Consider the following 17,855-nt stretch of genomic DNA (forward strand, 5'->3'; position numbering starts at 1 on the left):
AGACGAACATAAGCCCGTCCCCCTCCGGACACAACCCTCAATAACCCAGCGACAACCCGGTGTTACGCCGTGGGTCGTTCGCCCCGTAGAAACGGTTATTGCCTACCGGTTTGCCACCCAGGGATGGCGCGCCGACCAGGATCGCCGCCAGGTGGTTGGCATCCTGGGGACCGGCGAACTTGTGGCCCCAGCTCTCGAGGATTTTCACCGTGTCCGGGCTGGTGGTGAAGGTTTCCAGGTTGGTTTCCTCCGGCAGCCACTGCTGGTGGAAACGCGGTGCATCCACCGCTTCCTGGATGTTCATGCCGTAGTCGATCACGTTGAGCATGGTCAGCAATGTCGCGGTGATGATGCGGCTGCCGCCCGGAGTGCCGACCACCATCACCACTTTGCCGTCCTTGGTGACGATGGTCGGGCTCATGGACGACAGCGGCGCCTTGCCGGGCGCGATGGCGTTGGCCTCGCCCTGCACCAGGCCGTACATGTTCGGTACGCCGATCTTCGAGGTGAAGTCGTCCATTTCATCGTTGAGGATGACCCCGGTCTTGCTCGCCATCACGCCGGCACCGAACCAGTCGTTGAGGGTGTAGGTCACCGACACCGCGTTGCCCCACTTGTCGACGATGGAGTAATGGGTGGTGTTGCTGCCTTCATGGGGCGCTACGCCGGGCTTGAGTTCACTGGATACCGCGGCTTTTTGTGGTTTGATCGCCTCGCGCAGCTTGGTCGCGTAGTTTTTATCCAGCAGATGGGCAATCGGGTTCTTCACGAAATCCGGGTCGCCCAGGTAACTGTTGCGGTCCACATAGGCATGGCGCATTGCCTCGATCTGATAGTGCATGCCCTGGGCCGAGTGGTAGCCCAGTTCCTTCATCGGGTAGCCTTCGAGGATGTTCATGATCTCGCAGATCACCACGCCGCCGGAGCTCGGTGGCGGTGCGGAAACCACGTGATAGCCACGGTAGTCGCACTCGATGGGCGCCAGTTCACGGGTCTTGTATTTGTCGAGGTCGGCCTGGGTGATGATGCCCTTGTTGGCCTGACTGGAGGTGACGATGGCGTCGGCCACCCAGCCTTTATAGAAACCGTCGGCGCCTTTCTCGGAGATCTCCCGCAAGGTTTTGCTCAGGTCCTTTTGCACCAGTTTCTGGCCGACCTGCATCGGCTCGCCGTTACTCAAGAAGATCGAGCCGGAATCCTTGATGTCCTTCTTGAACATGTCGGTGGCGTAATCCAGCAGATCGACATCCCCCTGCTCCAGCACGAAACCGTCTTCGGCCAGCTTGATGGCCGGGGCGATGATTTCCTTGCGCGGCTTGGTGCCGTACTTGGACAGCGCCAGTTCCATGCCCGATACCGTGCCCGGCACACCCACGGCCAGGTGGCCACGGGTACTCAGATCGGGGACGACATTGCCCTCCTTGTCCAGGTACATGTTGGCGGTTGCGGCCAGCGGGGCTTTTTCACGGAAGTCGAGGAAGGTCTTGCGCCCGTCCGCCAGTTGAATGGTCATGAAACCACCGCCGCCAAGGTTGCCTGCCGCGGGGTACACCACTGCCAGCGCATAGCCGACCGCGACCGCCGCATCCACGGCATTGCCGCCGTTCTTGAGCACATCCACGCCCACATGGCTGGCCAGGTGCTGGGCCGTGACCACCATGCCGTTTTCCCCGGTAGCCGGGGCCACGGAGGCGGCATGGGCGGTCAGGCAGCTGAGCGCCAAGGAGGTCGCAATCAGCGATTTGGCAAAAGGTTCGTACTTCATGAGTCGGTCTCTTCTTGTTATTAAACAGGGGGAACGTTTCGAAAGCAGTAGGCAAGTATGGTCGGGATTACGTATTGCGCCTCCCCGCCGAGGCAGTATCCTTAACGCCTGTTCAGCAATTTTGCGCGAGCCCTTGCATGACCTATACCTGCACCACCGTGGCCTCCCCCGTGGGCCAGTTGAAGCTGGTCGCGAACGGTTCACGACTGGCGGCCATCCTCTGGGAAAACGACAAACCCGGGCGGGTGTGCCTGGGACCGATGAGCGAAGCGCCGGACAATCCGATCCTGGTGCGTACGGCTGCGCAGCTACACGAATATTTTTCCGGCACCCGCGATCGCTTCGAACTGGATCTGGATTTTGCCGGCACGGAATTTCAGAAGAAGGTCTGGGCGGCGCTGCTGACCATCCCGTTCGGCGAGACCCGCAGCTACAGCCAGATCGCCGAACAGATCGGCAACCCGGCGGCAGTCAGGGCGGTGGGTGCGGCGAATGGCAAGAACCCGATTTCGATCGTGGCGCCCTGTCATCGGGTGATTGGCGCGTCAGGCAAGCTCACCGGGTTTGCCGGTGGGCTTGAGGCGAAGGCGTTGTTGCTGACCCTGGAGGGCTGCGAGTGGTCAGGCGCCAGTCGCATGGATGATTTGTTTTAGGGACGCACTGCATCTTTGTGGCGAGGGGGCTTGCCCCCGTTGGACTGCGCAGCGGTCCCAAAAGCATTTGTACTTTTATTCTGGACGTTCGCACGCTCCGCGATGACGACTGCTTCGCAGCCGAACGGGGGCAAGCCCCCTCGCCACAAAAGCCCTTCCACCACAGGATCAGGTTGGGGCGAAGAGGTTTTTCATCGCCGCATACTGCAACAGCATGATGGTCTTGGCGTCGCAGATTTCGCCACGGTAAAACGCTTCGAGCGCGTCCTCGAACCTCCACTCCAGCACTTCCAGCTCTTCGGTTTCCGCCTCCAGCCCGCCACCGTCACTGACTTTTGACTTCGCGTCGTATTCGGCAATGAAGAAGTGCAGTTTTTCCGTCACCGAACCGGGGCTCATGTACGCCTCGAACACCTTCTGCACATGGTGCACGCGGTAACCCGTCTCCTCCTCCGCTTCATCGCGGATGCGGTCTTCAGGTGCCGCGCCTTCCAGCAACCCCGCCGCGACTTCGATCAACAGCCCATCGTGACCGTTGACGAATACCGGCAGGCGAAATTGCCGGGTCAGTACCACGGTTTTCTTTTCGCGGTTGTACAGGAGAATCGCCGCGCCATTGCCACGGTCGTAGACCTCCCGGACCTGGCGTTGCCACTCGCCGTTGTTGCGTTGGTAATCGAAGGTGATTTTCTTGAGCAGGTACCAGTCGTGGGACAACACCTGAGACTCAAGGATGTTGACCCGCTCGGCTGTGTTCGACATGACAACGCGTCCTGTTATTTGTCTGAGGGTCCACATGTTAAGTGAAAACGCACAGCCTTTGCCCCCTCAGGCAAGCTGCGCCTTGTACTCCTTCTCGTATTGTCCGGCCAATGACTCTTTCTGTTTGTCGTTGAGCAGCTTGCCAGCCATCTGGAAGAACTTCTGCTCTTCTTCCTCGAGGTGATGATGCACTTTCTCCGAGAGTTTCTTCGCGGTCACCAGCCAGGCCGGGCTGGACATCTCGGTGTCGTCCAGTTCCTCCATCATTTCGTCCATTTCGTGATGTTCGGCGATGCCATGACGGCTGAGGTCGACACCGTTGTCGAGCTCCATCAACGGGATGTAGAAATGCCGCTCTTCGGCCGTGGCGTGAGCTTGCAGTTCTGACTTGAGTTGTTTGTAGGCCTCGACGCGTTCGGGGCTGTCGCCGCTGGTGTGGATCAGGGCTTTGGCGTAAGTACGTTGGCGTTCATGGCTTTCGCGCAGGGCTTCGAAAATATTCACGGCGTGTCCTCATCGGTCGCACTCTGGAATGACGCGTACTAATGAGTGACATCTGCGCGCAGGCGACGGTTCCACCTGCTTTGTGCCGATGGAACATTCGCGGCGACCACGCTAGGCTGCGGTTTCACTGCCATAAGGATATAGCCATGAACCTGCGTATCGAACTGTCGCAAAACCCCACGGAAGAACAACGCCAGGCCATCCTCAAGCCATTGCGCGCGTACAACAGCTCGAAAGCCGAAGGCAACGTGCCCGAGCACATCGCCTTGCTGGTGCGCGACGACAACGACGAGATCCTCGGCGGCCTGCATGGCCGATTGTTTTACCAGTGGCTGTACATCGACTTGCTGGTGGTGCCGGAACAGGCCCGGGGACAGGGCCTGGGTTCGAAACTGATGCAGATGGCCGAAGACCTGGCGCGGGAACGGCGCTGCGTCGGGCTGTGGCTCGACACCTTCGAATTCCAGGCACCTGGGTTCTACAAGAAATGCGGCTACAGCGAGATCGGGCACATTGCCGATTACCCGCCGGGCCACAAGCACTTCTTCTTCCAGAAACGCTTGAGCTACTGATCCATACCGCCCCCCCTGTAGGAGCGAGCCTGCTCGCGAAAAAAACCGGAACGCCGCGGGGTGTCAGGCATCCAGCGTTTTCGTTGATGACCATCGCGAGCAAGCTCGCTCCTACAGGGGGTACAGCGTCAAATCAGAGGCAAGTCGCCAACGCCGCCAAGCGGCGCTTGGCCACGAAATCGTCCTTCTGTGCGTAGTAGCTCAACACCGTGCCCGAGGCGTCGGTGGTCACGTCGACGAAAGACTCCGCCGAACGGGTGTAAACGGTCGTTCCGCCCTTCTCCCTTGGTTGCAGATAGGCAGCGGCATCGACGCCGAACACGGCCTCGTCCTGCCAGGAAAACTGCACGCACTGGGCGACGTCTTTGCCCGGTTTTTCCGAGTTCAGGGTCTTGTACGGGGCCTTGGTGCGGGCGTCGTTCATCGCCGAGCCGGCGCATCCGACCAGCAACGTCACGGCCAGCGCCACCATCAGAATTCGCATTGCATTCACTCATCAGGAAAAAGCGGACTTTATCACCCCGGCGGGCCGTATCGTTCTGCTTTACTGCATTTATACCGCGACAGCGCGCAACGATTCGCGCACCCTGTCGCGCCAATAACGCCCCATCGCACCCATGACTGGAACCCTGATGACACCTAATGCCGAGTTCTACAAACCGAGCACTGAATATGCCGACAAGCTGATCAGCCAGATCGGTCAGACGCCTTCCTGGATTGCCAAGCGAATCGGCGTCACCGACAAGCGGATTCGCTACATCCTCGACGGCGAAAGAACCGTCAAAGGCGAAACCACGCCGATCCAGATGACCTACACCGAACAGTTTGCCCTCGAATGTCTGGCGGCAGCGGCCAAGGCCAGTAAGAAGCAGTCTTCGTAATCCCATCCAAGGAGCGACCATGGCGGCAACCGAGCAGCAACATGAGCAGGCACTGAAGCGGTTTCTTGATGCGCGCCCCGAGTTGCGCGAAGAACTCGACCACCTCAACCCGCTGTTGGCCCAGGCCAAGGGTGAAACGGCGGCACAGTATCGCGAAGAACGGCTGCACGAAGCATTTGAAGCTGAAGCTGAACGCCAGCAGTTGTTCGCCTGGGAACTGACGTTGCAGTTAACTGCCGCCACGCCCCGGGACTACGAAGCGCAGCGCCTTGAAGTGCACCGGGAAGTGGCGGAAATGGCCGGCATGGACTGGCTGGAATATTGCGAGTTGAATGGGATAAAACCGTAAACACTGTTCATGGAGGCCATCGCCGATGCTGCCCAACACCGCCAGGACCCACGCCAGCCCAGGTCATTTGCACACACAGAAATGGCGCGGGCGCATAGGCTTGAGCCTGGTGGCCATGCTCTCGGTACTCGCCGGCATGACCGACGCCATCGGTTTCATGGCCAGCGGCGACTTCGTCTCGTTCATGAGCGGCAATACCACCCGGATGGCGGTCGCCATCAGTACTGGCGACCTTGGGTTGACCCTGCGCCTGGTGATCCTCATCGCCACCTTCATCGTCGGCAACGCGCTGGGCATTATCGTCAGCCGCCTTGGCAGGCGCCGGACCCTGCCCTTGTTACTGTGCATTGCCGGCCTGCTGTGCGCCGCCGCGGCCTGGTCGTATGACGAGCAACTGCCAGCCCTGCTGGCGGCGATCATCGCCATGGGCATGCTCAACGCCGCGGTGGAAGAAGTGAATGGCCTGCCGGTGGGCCTGACCTACGTTACCGGTGCCCTGTCGCGTTTCGGCCGCGGGCTGGGCCGCTGGATGCTCGGCGAGCGCCGTAGCGGCTGGCGGGTGCAGTTGATCCCCTGGACCGGCATGTTCGCCGGCGCGGTACTCGGTGCCGTGCTGGAACATCACCTGGGGCTCAAGGCGTTGTTTGCCAGTGGCCTGCTGGCTGCCGGGCTCGGGGTGTTGTCGTTGAAGATCCCGCGGCGTTGGCAGTTGGGGTATATGCCGCGCTGAGTCTGGTGTTGACTGGGCGGGCCTCATCGCGAGCAAGCTCGCTCCCACAGTGGACCTGTGGTGGTTGCTGATTTTGTGTCCGACGCAAATCCCTTGTGGGAGCGAGCTTGCTCGCGATGAGGCCCGCCCAGACAACATCACTTTAGCCGCCCCGCCGATAAAGCATTATCATGGCGGCAGTTTCGCTGATCGAGTCCGTCATGAAGTTCGCCATCGCCGTATTTTCCGCCGCCCATGCGCCCTCCTCGCGCCGCGCCCTGCTGTTCGCCCAGGCCGCGCTGGCCGGTGGGCACGAGATTGTCCGGCTGTTTTTCTATCAGGACGGCGTCTACAACGCGTCCGCCAGCGTGGTCACGCCCCAGGATGAACTGGACCTGCCCAAGCAATGGCGTGCCTTTGTCGGTGACCATCAACTCGATGGCGTGGTGTGCATCGCCGCCGCGCTGCGTCGTGGCGTGTTGAACGAGGAAGAAGCCAGGCGCTATCAGCGTGAGGCTGTAGCCGTCGGCGCACCGTGGGAATTGTCCGGCCTCGGCCAATTGCATGACGCGGCGCAGGATGCCGACCGTCTGATCTGTTTCGGAGGCGCATGACATGGCCAAATCCATATTGATCATCAGCCGCCAGTCGCCATGGTCCGGCCCAGGCGCGCGGGAAGCGCTGGATATCGTGCTGGCCGGGGGCGCTTTCGATCTGCCGATCGGCCTGTTGTTTCTCGATGACGGCGTGTTCCAGCTGGCCGCCGGTCAGAACGCCAAGGCCCTGCAACAGAAAGACCTGAGCGCCAACCTGCAAGCCCTGCCGATGTTCGGTGTCGAGGAACTGTTTGCCTGTGGCGACAGTATCACCCAGCGTGGCCTGGACCCCAGCGGCCTGTCGCTGGAAGAAGCCCAGGTATTGGCCGCCCACGAAATCACCGCCCTCATTGACCGTTACGACCAGGTGATCACCCTCTGATGTCGACTTTGCATGTGTTGTCTCATTCCCCGTTCGGCGACGAACGCCTGACCAGTTGCCTGCGCGTGATCGGCGCCAACGACGGGTTGCTGTTGTCCGGTGATGCCGCCTATGCGTTGCAACCAGGCACCGCGCCGTTCACTGCGCTCAGCGCACGTGGCCTGAAGCTGTTCGTGCTGGCCGAAGATGCCCGGGCCCGTGCGCTTGCGGTTCCAGACTGGGCCAGTGCCATCGATTACCCGGCCTTCGTCGAGCTGTCGATTCACTACGACAAGGTCAACAGTTGGCTATGAAGGCATTGACGGTCGGCCCCCGCGCCATCGAACTGGACAAGGACGGTTTCCTGGTCGAACTGAGTGACTGGTCCGCCGATGTGGCCAGTGCCCTGGCGGCTGCCGAAGACATCGAGTTGACGCCCGAACACTGGGAAGTCCTCGAACTGCTGCGCAGTTTCTACGCCGAATTCCAGCTGTCACCGGCCACCCGCCCGTTGATCAAGTACACCGCCCTGAAACTCGGTCCGGAAAAAGGCAACAGCCTGCACCTAAACCGACTGTTCAAAGGCACTCCCGCCAAACTCGCCGCGAAACTGGCGGGCCTGCCCAAACCGACGAATTGCTTATGACCGATTACCCAGCACTGACACTCGAAACGCCCGCCGAGCACCCGTTCGCCCAGTTCGTACGGATCCTTGGCAAAGGCAAGCGCGGCGCCCGTGACCTGACCCGGGTCGAGGCCCGCGAAGCCATGGGCATGGTGCTCGATGAAAAGGTCGAGGAAACCCAGCTCGGCGCCTTCCTGATGCTGTTGCGGCACAAGGAAGAAAGCTTCGAGGAGATGGCGGGTTTCACCGAGGCATTGCGCGAACGCCTGAATCCTCCGGCAATGGCAGTGGATCTGGATTGGCCGACCTATGCCGGCAAGAAGCGGCACTTGCCGTGGTATCTGCTGGCGGCCAAGTGCCTGGCGCAAAACGGCGTGCGGATTTTCATGCACGGCGGCGGCGCCCACACGGCCGGACGCTTGTACAGCGAGCAACTGCTGGGCGAATTGAACATCCCGTTGTGCCGTAACTGGCAACAGGTGGGTTCGGCGCTGGATAACGGCGGCCTGGCCTTCATGCCATTGATGGACTGGGCGCCACAGCTGCAACGCATGATCGATCTGCGCAACACCCTGGGCCTGCGCTCGCCGATCCACTCGCTGGCGCGGATCCTCAACCCACTGGGCGCCCGTTGTGGCCTGCAGAGCATTTTCCACCCGGGTTATCAGGCCGTGCATCGCGACGCCAGTGGATTGCTCGGTGATACCGCCATTGTGATCAAGGGCGATGGCGGCGAGATCGAGATCAACCCGGACGCCGACAGTCACCTGTACGGCACCACCGGGGGCGAGAGCTGGGACGAGGAATGGCCGCAGTTGTCGGCGCAGCGTCACGTCAAACCTGCCTCGCTTGATCCTGAGCATTTGAAAGCGGTCTGGCGTGGCGACGTGGTCGACAGCTACCCGCAAATGGCCCTGATCTCGACCATGGCCTTGGCCCTGCGTGGCCTCGGCCAGACCCGCGAACAGGCCTTCGAAACCGCTGAAAAATACTGGGCTGCGCGGGACAAATCGATTTAATCGATCATTCGCGCCCGATCTTTGCGCTTTTTGTTCGAACTCATCGGAATAGACTCGACTCCATCGATTATGGGTTTCGGGAGTCTTGAACATGGGTTTGTTAGTGGATGGCCGCTGGCAGGACAAGTGGTACGAAAGCAGCAAGGACGGCGCGTTCCAGCGCGAACAGGCGCAGCGTCGCAACTGGCTGACCGCTGACGGCAAGCCGGGACCGACCGGCATCGGCGGTTTCGCGGCCGAACCCGGGCGCTATCACCTGTACGTGTCCCTGGCCTGTCCGTGGGCCCATCGCACACTGATCCTGCGCAAACTCAAAGGCCTCGAAAACCTGATCGACGTTTCGGTGGTCAGTTGGTTGATGCTGGAAAACGGCTGGACCTTCGACCAGCACCTGGGGTCGACCGGCGACAAGCTCGACCATTTCGAATTCATGCACCAGCGCTACACCGCCGACACCGCCGACTACACCGGTCGCGTCACCGTGCCGGTGCTGTGGGACAAACAGCAAAAGCGCATCGTCAACAATGAATCATCGGAAATCATCCGCATGTTCAATGGCGCCTTCGACGATCTGACCGGTAACGACCTGGACTTCTACCCGGCGCCGCTGCGGGGAGAAATCGATGCGTTGAACGAGCGGATTTACCCGGCGGTGAACAATGGCGTGTACCGCGCCGGGTTTGCCACGTCGCAACAGGCTTATGAACAAGCCTTCGATGATGTGTTTGCCGAGCTGGACCGACTGGAGCTGCTGCTGGGCGCCAACCGCTATCTGGCGGGCGAGTACCTGACCGAAGCGGACATCCGCCTGTTCACCACGCTGATTCGCTTCGACGCGGTGTACTACGGGCACTTCAAGTGCAACCTGCGGCGGATTGCGGATTATCCGAACCTGTCGAACTGGCTGCGGGAGATTTACCAGTGGCCGGGGATTGCCGAGACGGTGGATTTTGAACACATCAAGAATCACTACTACGCCAGCCACCGCACCATCAACCCGACGGGTGTGGTGCCGAAAGGCCCAGCCCAGGACTTCACCGCGGCCCATGATCGGGAGCGGTTGAGTGGGAAAGGGGTTTGGCGCAAGGCCTGAGATTTTCGGAGGACTTGAAGGCCTCATCGCGAGCAAGCTCGCTCCCACAATTGATTTGTGTCGTTCACAAATCCCCTGTGGGAGCGAGCTTGCTCGCGATGGGGCAACTCGGTCTCAGACCTGCCCCTGAGCCCCTTCGAACCACGCCAGTTTCTCGCGCAGTTGCACCACTTCACCCACGATCACCAAGGTCGGCGCATGCACTTCATGCTCTGCCACCAGTCGTGGCAGGTCCGCCAGGGTACCGGTAAACACCCGCTGGTTGACCGTGGTGCCCTGCTGGATCAGTGCCGCCGGGGTATCGGCAGCACGACCATGCTTGATCAACTGTTCGCAGATGATCGGCAAGCCCACCAGCCCCATGTAGAACACCAGGGTTTGCGCCGGGGCGACCAGATCGGCCCATGGCAAATCGCTGGAGCCGTCCTTGAGGTGGCCGGTGATGAAACGCACCGACTGCGCATAATCGCGGTGGGTCAGCGGAATCCCGGCATAGGCCGCGCAACCGCTGGCTGCCGTGATCCCCGGCACGACCTGGAACGGGATGCCATGGGCCGCCAGTTCTTCGATCTCCTCGCCACCACGACCGAAGATGAACGGATCGCCGCCCTTCAATCGCACCACACGCTTGCCTTGCTTGGCCAGATCCACCAATTGCTGGTTGATCTGATCCTGCGGCACCGCGTGATCGGATCGGCGCTTGCCGACGTAAACCCGCTCGGCGTCGCGACGGCACAGTTCGAGAATCGCCGGTGCCACCAAACGGTCGTACAGCACCACGTCGGCTTGCTGCATCAGACGCAATGCCTTGAACGTCAGCAGGTCGGGATCACCTGGCCCTGCACCCACCAGATAGACTTCACCGGTCGCCACTGGCGCCTCACCATCGATTTTCGCCTGGAGCAACCGCTCGGCTTCACCGCCCTGCCCAGCCAGTTGCCGATCGGCAACCGGGCCCTGGAAAACATCCTCCCAGAACGCCCGACGCTGCTGCACATCCGGAAACAGGCCTTTGACCTGATGACGGAACCGCGCAGCCAGCCCGGCCAATTGACCGTAGGTGGAAGGAATCCAGGTTTCGATCTTGGCGCGAATCAAACGCGCCAGCACCGGCGCATCGCCGCCGCTGGACACTGCAATGATCAAGGGAGAACGGTCGACGATGGCCGGGAAGATCACACTGCACAGGGCCGGCGCGTCCACCACGTTGACCGGCACGCAACGCCGATGGGCATCGGCGGAGACTTGTGCGTTCAGCGTTTCATCGTCGGTGGCGGCAATGATCAGCCCGCAACCGTCCAGATCCGCCTCGGCGTAGCCACGCAACAGGCACTCGCCACCGCTGCCGGCAACCAGTTCGCGCAATTGCGCTTCGATTTCAGGTGCAACCACCCGCAGCAGCGCACCGGCATCGGCCAGCAGGCGGGATTTGCGCAAGGCAATCTCCCCCCCGCCGACGACCAACACACGACTGCCGCGAAGGTTGTGAAACAGCGGCAGATAGTTCATTTAGCCGATGACCTCAAGGCCACCCATGTAGGGCTTGAGGACTTCAGGTACACGGATGGAACCGTCGGCCTGCTGATAGTTCTCGAGCACCGCGACCAGGGTACGGCCCACCGCCAGGCCGGAGCCGTTCAGGGTGTGTACCAGTTCCGGCTTGCCGGTTTCCGGGTTGCGGAAACGCGCTTGCATGCGGCGGGCCTGGAAGTCGCCGCAGTTGGAGCACGACGAGATTTCGCGGTACTTGTCCTGGCTCGGGATCCACACTTCCAGGTCGTAGGTCTTGACCGCGCTGAAGCCCATGTCGCCGGTGCACAGCGCCAGAGTGCGGTAAGGCAGTTCCAGCAGTTGCAGGACTTTCTCGGCGTTGGCGGTCAGGCCTTCCAGCGCTTCCATGGATTTCGATGGCTCGACGATCTGCACCATTTCAACCTTGTCGAACTGGTGCTGGCGGATCATGCCGCGGGTGTCGCGGCCCGATGCGCCGGCTTCGCTGCGGAAGCACGGCGTGTGGGCGACGAACTTGATCGGCAGCAGTTTCGAATCGACGATTTCGCCGGCGACGATGTTGGTCAGCGACACTTCGGCGGTCGGGATCAGGTACAGATCGGCTTCGCCTTCGCGCGCGATCTTGAACAGGTCTTCCTCGAACTTCGGCAGCTGGCCGGTGCCTTGCAGCGCCGGGGCCTGGACCAGATAAGGCGTGTAGGCCTCTTCGTAGCCGTGCTCGGTGACGTGCAGGTTGATCATGAACTGCGCCAGGGCGCGGTGCAGACGGGCAATCGGGCCGCGCAGCAGGGCGAAACGGGCGCCGGACAGCTTGGCGGCGGTTTCGAAGTCCAGCCAGCCGAACTTCTCGCCCAGGGCGACGTGGTCCTGAACCGGGAAATCGAAGGCAGTCGGGGTGCCCCAGCGGCGCACTTCGACGTTGCCGTCTTCGTCTTCGCCGACCGGTACCGATTCGTGCGGCAGGTTGGGGATACCCAGCAGGATCGAGTCCAGATCGGTCTGGATCGCGTCCAGTTCGACTTTACCCGCGCTCAATTCGCCCGCCATGCGCTCGACGTCCGCCATCAGCGGCGCGATGTCTTCGCCGCGCTGCTTGGCCTGACCGATGGATTTGGAGCGCGCATTACGTTCAGCCTGCAGTGCTTCGGTGCGGGTCTGGACGGTCTTGCGCTGTTCTTCCAGCGCTTCGATGCGCGCAACATCCAGGGTATAGCCACGGGATGCCAGGCGGTCCGCTACGTCCTGAAGGTTGCTACGTAACAGTTTGGAATCGAGCATGTCGGTTTCTCGTTTATCAAAGTTTGGTCAAGGACAGGCCGGCCCAGGTGGCAAGCAGCCCGCCGAATACGCTGAGCGCCGCATAGCCCAGGGCTAGCGGCACTTGCCCGCTTTCCAGCAGGCGCACCGTATCCAGTGAAAAGGATGAAAAAGTCGTCAGCCCCCCGAGGAAGCCAACGATCAACCCGGCACGCACCTCGATGGGCACCTCCGGGCGTATCAAAAACAGACCGTATAGAACGCCGATCAGCAAACAGCCCACGATATTAACGGCCAGCGTCGCGGTATAGAAGTGCCGAGGCCAATTCGCGTTGATCCAGTTGCCCGTGACGAAGCGCAACAACGTGCCGGCCATCCCGCCGACGGAAACCGCAACGATCAAGGGAAGCACTATTTTCTCCGCTGCCTTGGGCTTAAACGGTCGAGTTTCGCCAGGTGATTGAGTTTTTCGCCGATCTTCAACTCCAGGCCACGGGGCACGGGCTGATAGAACGGGATCGGGTCGAGTTCTTCCGGGAAATAGTCTTCGCCAGCGGCATAGGCGTCCGGCTCATCGTGGGCATAACGGTATTCATCGCCGTAGCCCAATTGTTTCATAAGCTTGGTCGGCGCGTTGCGCAGGTGCAGCGGCACTTCCAGCGAACCGTGCTCGGCGGCGGCGCGCAATGCCGTCTTGAAGCCCATGTACACCGCGTTGCTCTTTGGCGCGCAGGCCAGATAGGTGATGGCCTGGGCCACCGCCAGCTCGCCTTCGGGGCTGCCGAGGCGCTCCTGCACTTCCCAGGCCGCCAGGCACAGGCTCAGGGCGCGGGGGTCGGCATTGCCGATGTCTTCGCTGGCCATGCGCACCACGCGCCGGGCCAGGTACAAGGGGTCGCAACCGCCGTCGATCATCCGTGCGAACCAGTACAAGGCGCCGTCGGGGTTGGAGCCGCGCACCGATTTATGCAGTGCGGAAATCTGGTCGTAGAACGCTTCGCCGCCCTTGTCGAACCGTCGGCGGGTGTCACCGAGCAGGCTTTGCAGCAGATCGGTGCCGATTTCGCCGTTGTCTTCCGCCAGGTCCGAGGCGTTTTCCAGCAGGTTGAGCAGGCGCCGACCATCGCCATCGGCGGCCGACAGCAGCATCTGGAAGCCTTCGTCGCTGAGTGTCAGGTTACGTTTGCCCAGGCCACGCTCTTCGGTCAGCGCGCGGTGCACCAGTTTGCGCAGGGCCGCTTCGTCGAGGCTTTTCAGCACATAGACCCGCGCCCGCGACAGCAAGGCGTTGTTGAGTTCGAACGAGGGATTTTCCGTGGTTGCGCCGATGAAAATCAGCGTACCGTCTTCGACATAGGGCAGGAACGCATCCTGCTGGGACTTGTTGAATCGATGCACTTCGTCGACGAACAGAATGGTGCGGCGGCCGTACTGCGCGGCCTGCTGCTTGGCGATTTCCACCGCCTGACGGATCTCCTTGACCCCGGCCAGCACTGCCGAGACCGTTTCGAAGTGCGCGTCCGAGACTTCCGCGAGCAATCGCGCCAGGGTGGTTTTGCCCACGCCCGGCGGCCCCCAGAAAATCATCGAATGCAGGGCACCCTGCTCCAGCGCCTCGCGCAGGGGCTTGCCGCGAGCGAGCACGTGTTCCTGACCGACGTACTCGTCCAGATTGGCCGCACGCAGGCGGGCGGCCAAGGGCTGGGCGATGGGGGTGCTGCGAAACAGATCCATGACGTACGTTTAAAACCTCGGGTTATTACGTGGTACTCAAGCCTGTCAAACATCCTGTGGCGAGGGGGCTTGCCCCCGTTCGGCTGCGGAGCAGTCGCAAAACCATTACACACGGCATGTCTGATATACCGCAGTAGCAGGTTTTAGGGCCGCTTCGCGACCCAACGGGGGCAAGCCCCCTCGCCACAAAAGCTCGCTCCCACAGGTTTTGCATCAGCCGTTTATTCCTGGATCACATCCGCTCCCTTGGGGATGTCGAACTTGAACTTGGACGCAGGGATCGGCTCGTTCGCCTTCACCCCGGTGAACAGGATATTGGTGCGCTGGCCGACGCTGTCGATCAGTTGCATATCATTGACCAGGCCATTGCGGAACGACAGGCGCAGGCTGTCGAACAGGGTGTCCTTGGTTTTCGGCTTCAGGGTGAAGTCAATCACGCCGCCGGCTTCCTTGGCACTGATGTCGAAGCTCTGGCTGATCTTGGACACGTCACCGGACAACAGCAAGGCCGGGGTCTGGGTCAGGCGCTGGTCGAGGTTCTTGATGGTGGCCTGTTCCAGGTCCGGGTCCCACAAGGTGACTTTCTTGCCATCGGAGATCATGGTCTGTTCGGCCGGCGCATCGGTGTGCCAGTAGAACAGGCCCGGACGCTGCAGGGACATCTCGCCGGCGGTTTCCTGCAATTGGGTGCCTGTGCCATCAAGGGTCAGTTGCGAGAAACGTGCGGTCAGGGTCTGGGATTTTTCCAGCAGTTGGGTCAGGCGCGCCACGTCCTTGTCATCGGCGTTAGCCTGGAGCGTGGTCAAGGCCAGTACCGGCAGCAACAGCATGCGGATCAGACGCATGGGAGTCCTCATAACATTCGTGGGAGTGCGGGAGGCGCAAAGGCGCCCCCCCTTTCATACTCGGGTCAGTCGCGCACCGGCCCCGGGGCCAGGACTTCACGCGAACCGTTGGTGTTCATGGACGTCACGACCCCGGCCATTTCCATGGCTTCGATCATGCGCGCAGCGCGGTTGTAGCCGATCTTCAGCTTGCGCTGAACCGCGGAAATGGAGGCACGACGGCTTTCCAGCACGAACTGGACCGCTTCGTCGTACAGCGCGTCGGCCTCGGGATCGTCACCGTCGCCGCCACCGCTGCTGCCTTCAAAGCCGCTGCCCGCCTCTTCGACGCCATTGAGGATGTCGTCGTTGTATTCCGGCGCACCCCGCAGCTTCCAGGCTTCCACCACACGGTGAACCTCATCGTCGGACACGAAAGCACCGTGAACACGAATCGGCAGGCTGGTACCCGGCGGCATGTAGAGCATGTCACCGTGGCCCAGCAGTTGTTCGGCGCCGCCCTGGTCGATGATGGTCCGCGAGTCGATCTTGCTCGATACCTGGAACGCCATGCGGGTCGGGATGTTGGCCTTGATCAGACCGGTGATCACATCCACCGACGGACGCTGGGTCGCAAGGATCAAGTGGATACCGGCCGCACGAGCCTTTTGCGCGATACGGGCGATCAGTTCTTCAACCTTCTTGCCGACGATCATCATCATGTCGGCGAATTCGTCGACTACGACCACGATGGTCGGCAGCTTCTGCAGCAGTGGCGCTTCGTCGTGGATGCTTTCGCGCTTGTACAGCGGATCGCTCAACGGCTCGCCGGCGTCCTGGGCTTCCTTGACCTTGGCGTTGAAGCCCGACAGGTTTCGCACCCCCATCTTGGCCATCAACTTGTAGCGTCGCTCCATCTCGGCAACGCTCCAGCGCAGGGCGTTGGCGGCGTCCTTCATGTCGGTGACAACCGGGCACAGCAGGTGCGGAATGCCTTCGTAGATCGACAGTTCCAGCATTTTCGGGTCGATCATGATCAGCTTGGCGTCTTCCGGGCCAGATTTGAACAGGATCGACAGGATCATCGCGTTCACACCCACCGACTTACCGGAACCGGTGGTACCGGCCACCAGCAAGTGCGGCATTTTCGCAAGGTCGGTGATGACCGGCTTGCCGCCGATGTCATGGCCCAGGGCCAGGGTGACCGGGGATTTGAAGTTGTCGTACTCCGGAGTCGACAACACCTCGGAGAAACGCACGATCTGCCGATCTTCGTTGGGAATCTCGATACCGACCGTGGTCTTGCCCGGAATCACTTCCACCACGCGCACGCTGGTCACGGCCAGGGAACGGGCCAGGTCTTTGGCCAGGTTGGAGATTCGGCTGACTTTTACCCCGGCCGCCGGCTGGATTTCATAACGGGTGATCACCGGGCCCGGGTGGATCGAATCCACTGCGACTTCAACGCCGAATTCCTTGAGCTTGATTTCCAGCAAGTGGCCAACCGCAGCCAGGGATTCAGGCGAGTAATTGAGCTGTTTCTTTTCCGCCGGATCGAGAATCGAAATCGGCGGCAAGGTGCCTTCCACGGCGCTGTCGACGAACAGCGGCGCCTGCTTCTCTTTTTCGACGCGTTTGCTCGGTGCGGCGGGCTTTGGCGGCGCGGGCGCAATCACCGGCGGCACCTGTTTCTCGCGCTCGGACATGTGCTTGCTCAGGGCTTGCTCACGTTCGATCAGGCGCTCCTTGACCTTGGCCTGCTCGCGTTTGTCGGTGACGGTCGGCGCAACCACTTCATCCATACGGTCGTCGACTTCACGCAACTGGGCAACCAGCTGTTTGCGCTCGGTACGGGCCGCCCACCAGCGATTGGCGGCGCCCTGGAACAGTTCGAACAGGTCGAGGGTGATCTTGCCGGTGATGTCCATCACCTTGAACCACGACAGGTCGGTAAACACAGTCAGGCCGAACAGGAATAACGCAATGAACAACAGCGTGCTGCCCTGGATATTCAGGGCGTTCCTGGCCAGTTCGCCGAGGCTTTCCCCCAGCGCACCGCCCGCACCGGCCGGCAGACCGGTCGCGGCATGAAAATGGATATGGGCCAGAGCGGCGCCCGACAGCACCAGGAACACCAGGCCGATCAGGCGCCAGGAGAACAGCCACCCGCTCCACTGCCACGGCTCGTGACGCTGGCGGAAGATCTGGTACGCCTTGATGGCCAGCAGCAACGGAAAGATGTAGGCGAAGTAACCCAGCACCATGAACAGGATATCGGCGCTGTAGGAGCCCGCTGGCCCGCCGAAGTTCTGTACATCGTCGATCTTGCTGTTATGACTCCAGCCCGGATCGTCCTTGCCATAGGTCAACAAGGCCATCATCAGGAACAGGCACAAGGCACCGATGGCGATCAGCGCACCTTCCTTGAGTCGGTAGTGCAAGTGCTGGCGCCAGAGCGGCACGACGGCTGGTTTGGGTGCTGCGGTGGATTTCTTCAAAACGCTTCTTTTCCTGCGCCAATGGCGCGTCCATCTGGTGAATGTCTATAAAAACCGCGAAAAAACTGCCCAATCCAGGCAGGTAATAAAGTTAGCACGTGTAACCGGGACTACTTTTAACACTGCACCCCTGTTTCTATA

The 17,855-nt window shown here is 61.2% G+C and carries 21 protein-coding genes; 11 read left to right on the forward strand and 10 right to left on the reverse strand.

The annotated features are described in order from the left end of the window. Nucleotides 1-37 precede the first annotated feature (37 nt). A complete protein-coding gene (ggt, locus tag AC1RDQ_RS01965; RefSeq protein WP_492586104.1) occupies nucleotides 38-1,765 on the reverse strand; it encodes a gamma-glutamyltransferase in 1,728 nt (575 codons plus the stop codon). Nucleotides 1,766-1,902: 137 nt separating this feature from the next. On the opposite strand from ggt, the gene AC1RDQ_RS01970 reads away from it, so the two are divergent. Then, nucleotides 1,903-2,418, forward strand: a complete 516-nt coding sequence (locus tag AC1RDQ_RS01970; protein WP_150814737.1) for a methylated-DNA--[protein]-cysteine S-methyltransferase — start codon at nucleotides 1,903-1,905, stop codon at nucleotides 2,416-2,418. Between the two features lie 168 nt (nucleotides 2,419-2,586). Here the strand turns inward: AC1RDQ_RS01970 and AC1RDQ_RS01975 are convergent, their stop codons facing one another. Further along, nucleotides 2,587-3,180: an NUDIX domain-containing protein gene (locus AC1RDQ_RS01975; RefSeq protein WP_492586106.1), complete on the reverse strand. Its 594-nt coding sequence runs from the start codon at nucleotides 3,178-3,180 to the stop codon at nucleotides 2,587-2,589. 66 nt (nucleotides 3,181-3,246) lie between these two features. Further along, nucleotides 3,247-3,684, reverse strand: coding sequence for a hemerythrin domain-containing protein (locus AC1RDQ_RS01980; protein ID WP_218496225.1), 438 nt, complete (start codon nucleotides 3,682-3,684; stop codon nucleotides 3,247-3,249). 146 nt (nucleotides 3,685-3,830) lie between these two features. Between AC1RDQ_RS01980 and AC1RDQ_RS01985 the strand changes: the two genes are divergently transcribed. Continuing rightward, a complete protein-coding gene (locus AC1RDQ_RS01985; protein ID WP_407515614.1) occupies nucleotides 3,831-4,256 on the forward strand; it encodes a GNAT family N-acetyltransferase in 426 nt (141 codons plus the stop codon). A 133-nt stretch (nucleotides 4,257-4,389) separates the two neighbouring features. Here the strand turns inward: AC1RDQ_RS01985 and AC1RDQ_RS01990 are convergent, their stop codons facing one another. Then, entirely contained in the window at nucleotides 4,390-4,740 is a 351-nt protein-coding gene (locus AC1RDQ_RS01990) for a hypothetical protein (protein WP_492586108.1), read from the reverse strand. A 148-nt stretch (nucleotides 4,741-4,888) separates the two neighbouring features. On the opposite strand from AC1RDQ_RS01990, the gene AC1RDQ_RS01995 reads away from it, so the two are divergent. The 9 genes from AC1RDQ_RS01995 (at nucleotide 4,889) to AC1RDQ_RS02035 (ending at nucleotide 9,889) form a co-directional block, all read left to right on the forward strand. Beyond that, nucleotides 4,889-5,137, forward strand: a complete 249-nt coding sequence (locus AC1RDQ_RS01995; protein ID WP_008015571.1) for a hypothetical protein — start codon at nucleotides 4,889-4,891, stop codon at nucleotides 5,135-5,137. 19 nt (nucleotides 5,138-5,156) lie between these two features. Continuing rightward, nucleotides 5,157-5,486, forward strand: coding sequence for a DUF6388 family protein (locus tag AC1RDQ_RS02000; protein ID WP_102670523.1), 330 nt, complete (start codon nucleotides 5,157-5,159; stop codon nucleotides 5,484-5,486). A gap of 25 nt (nucleotides 5,487-5,511) precedes the next feature. Then, complete coding sequence (locus AC1RDQ_RS02005) at nucleotides 5,512-6,216, forward strand: YoaK family protein (RefSeq protein WP_492586110.1); 705 nt, start codon at nucleotides 5,512-5,514, stop codon at nucleotides 6,214-6,216. Between the two features lie 200 nt (nucleotides 6,217-6,416). After that, complete coding sequence (gene tusD, locus AC1RDQ_RS02010) at nucleotides 6,417-6,809, forward strand: sulfurtransferase complex subunit TusD (protein ID WP_150814752.1); 393 nt, start codon at nucleotides 6,417-6,419, stop codon at nucleotides 6,807-6,809. A 1-nt stretch (nucleotide 6,810) separates the two neighbouring features. Further along, a complete protein-coding gene (tusC, locus tag AC1RDQ_RS02015; RefSeq protein ID WP_154861339.1) occupies nucleotides 6,811-7,173 on the forward strand; it encodes a sulfurtransferase complex subunit TusC in 363 nt (120 codons plus the stop codon). Beyond that, entirely contained in the window at nucleotides 7,173-7,466 is a 294-nt protein-coding gene (tusB, locus tag AC1RDQ_RS02020) for a sulfurtransferase complex subunit TusB (RefSeq protein ID WP_492586112.1), read from the forward strand. The genes tusC and tusB overlap by 1 nt, the downstream gene beginning before the upstream one ends. After that, nucleotides 7,463-7,798, forward strand: coding sequence for a TusE/DsrC/DsvC family sulfur relay protein (locus AC1RDQ_RS02025; RefSeq protein ID WP_057714179.1), 336 nt, complete (start codon nucleotides 7,463-7,465; stop codon nucleotides 7,796-7,798). The genes tusB and AC1RDQ_RS02025 overlap by 4 nt, the downstream gene beginning before the upstream one ends. Next, on the forward strand, nucleotides 7,795-8,796 hold the full coding sequence (locus AC1RDQ_RS02030) for a glycosyl transferase family protein (RefSeq protein ID WP_057714178.1): 1,002 nt from the start codon (nucleotides 7,795-7,797) through the stop codon (nucleotides 8,794-8,796). Before AC1RDQ_RS02025 ends, AC1RDQ_RS02030 begins: the two co-directional genes overlap by 4 nt. 91 nt (nucleotides 8,797-8,887) lie before the next feature. Further along, a complete protein-coding gene (locus AC1RDQ_RS02035) occupies nucleotides 8,888-9,889 on the forward strand; it encodes a glutathione S-transferase family protein (RefSeq protein WP_492586113.1) in 1,002 nt (333 codons plus the stop codon). A gap of 114 nt (nucleotides 9,890-10,003) precedes the next feature. On the opposite strand, the gene cysG is transcribed toward AC1RDQ_RS02035, so the two are convergent. The 6 genes from cysG to AC1RDQ_RS02065 form a co-directional block, all read right to left on the reverse strand. Next, nucleotides 10,004-11,398 carry a siroheme synthase CysG gene (gene cysG / locus AC1RDQ_RS02040; RefSeq protein WP_090456605.1) on the reverse strand — a complete coding sequence of 465 codons (1,395 nt, stop codon included), beginning with the start codon at nucleotides 11,396-11,398 and terminating at the stop codon, nucleotides 10,004-10,006. After that, nucleotides 11,399-12,679 carry a serine--tRNA ligase gene (serS, locus tag AC1RDQ_RS02045; RefSeq protein WP_057714175.1) on the reverse strand — a complete coding sequence of 427 codons (1,281 nt, stop codon included), beginning with the start codon at nucleotides 12,677-12,679 and terminating at the stop codon, nucleotides 11,399-11,401. A 16-nt stretch (nucleotides 12,680-12,695) separates the two neighbouring features. Further along, nucleotides 12,696-13,070: a fluoride efflux transporter CrcB gene (crcB, locus tag AC1RDQ_RS02050; protein ID WP_057714174.1), complete on the reverse strand. Its 375-nt coding sequence runs from the start codon at nucleotides 13,068-13,070 to the stop codon at nucleotides 12,696-12,698. Next, nucleotides 13,070-14,392: a replication-associated recombination protein A gene (locus AC1RDQ_RS02055; RefSeq protein ID WP_090456609.1), complete on the reverse strand. Its 1,323-nt coding sequence runs from the start codon at nucleotides 14,390-14,392 to the stop codon at nucleotides 13,070-13,072. The genes crcB and AC1RDQ_RS02055 overlap by 1 nt, the downstream gene beginning before the upstream one ends. Nucleotides 14,393-14,613: 221 nt before the next feature. Beyond that, complete coding sequence (gene lolA / locus AC1RDQ_RS02060; RefSeq protein WP_008049385.1) at nucleotides 14,614-15,237, reverse strand: outer membrane lipoprotein periplasmic chaperone LolA; 624 nt, start codon at nucleotides 15,235-15,237, stop codon at nucleotides 14,614-14,616. A 65-nt stretch (nucleotides 15,238-15,302) separates the two neighbouring features. Then, entirely contained in the window at nucleotides 15,303-17,714 is a 2,412-nt protein-coding gene (locus AC1RDQ_RS02065; protein ID WP_057714172.1) for a DNA translocase FtsK, read from the reverse strand. Nucleotides 17,715-17,855: the final 141 nt, after the last annotated feature.

It is taken from the genome of Pseudomonas sp. GW823-FHT02E01 (genome assembly GCF_058797535.1).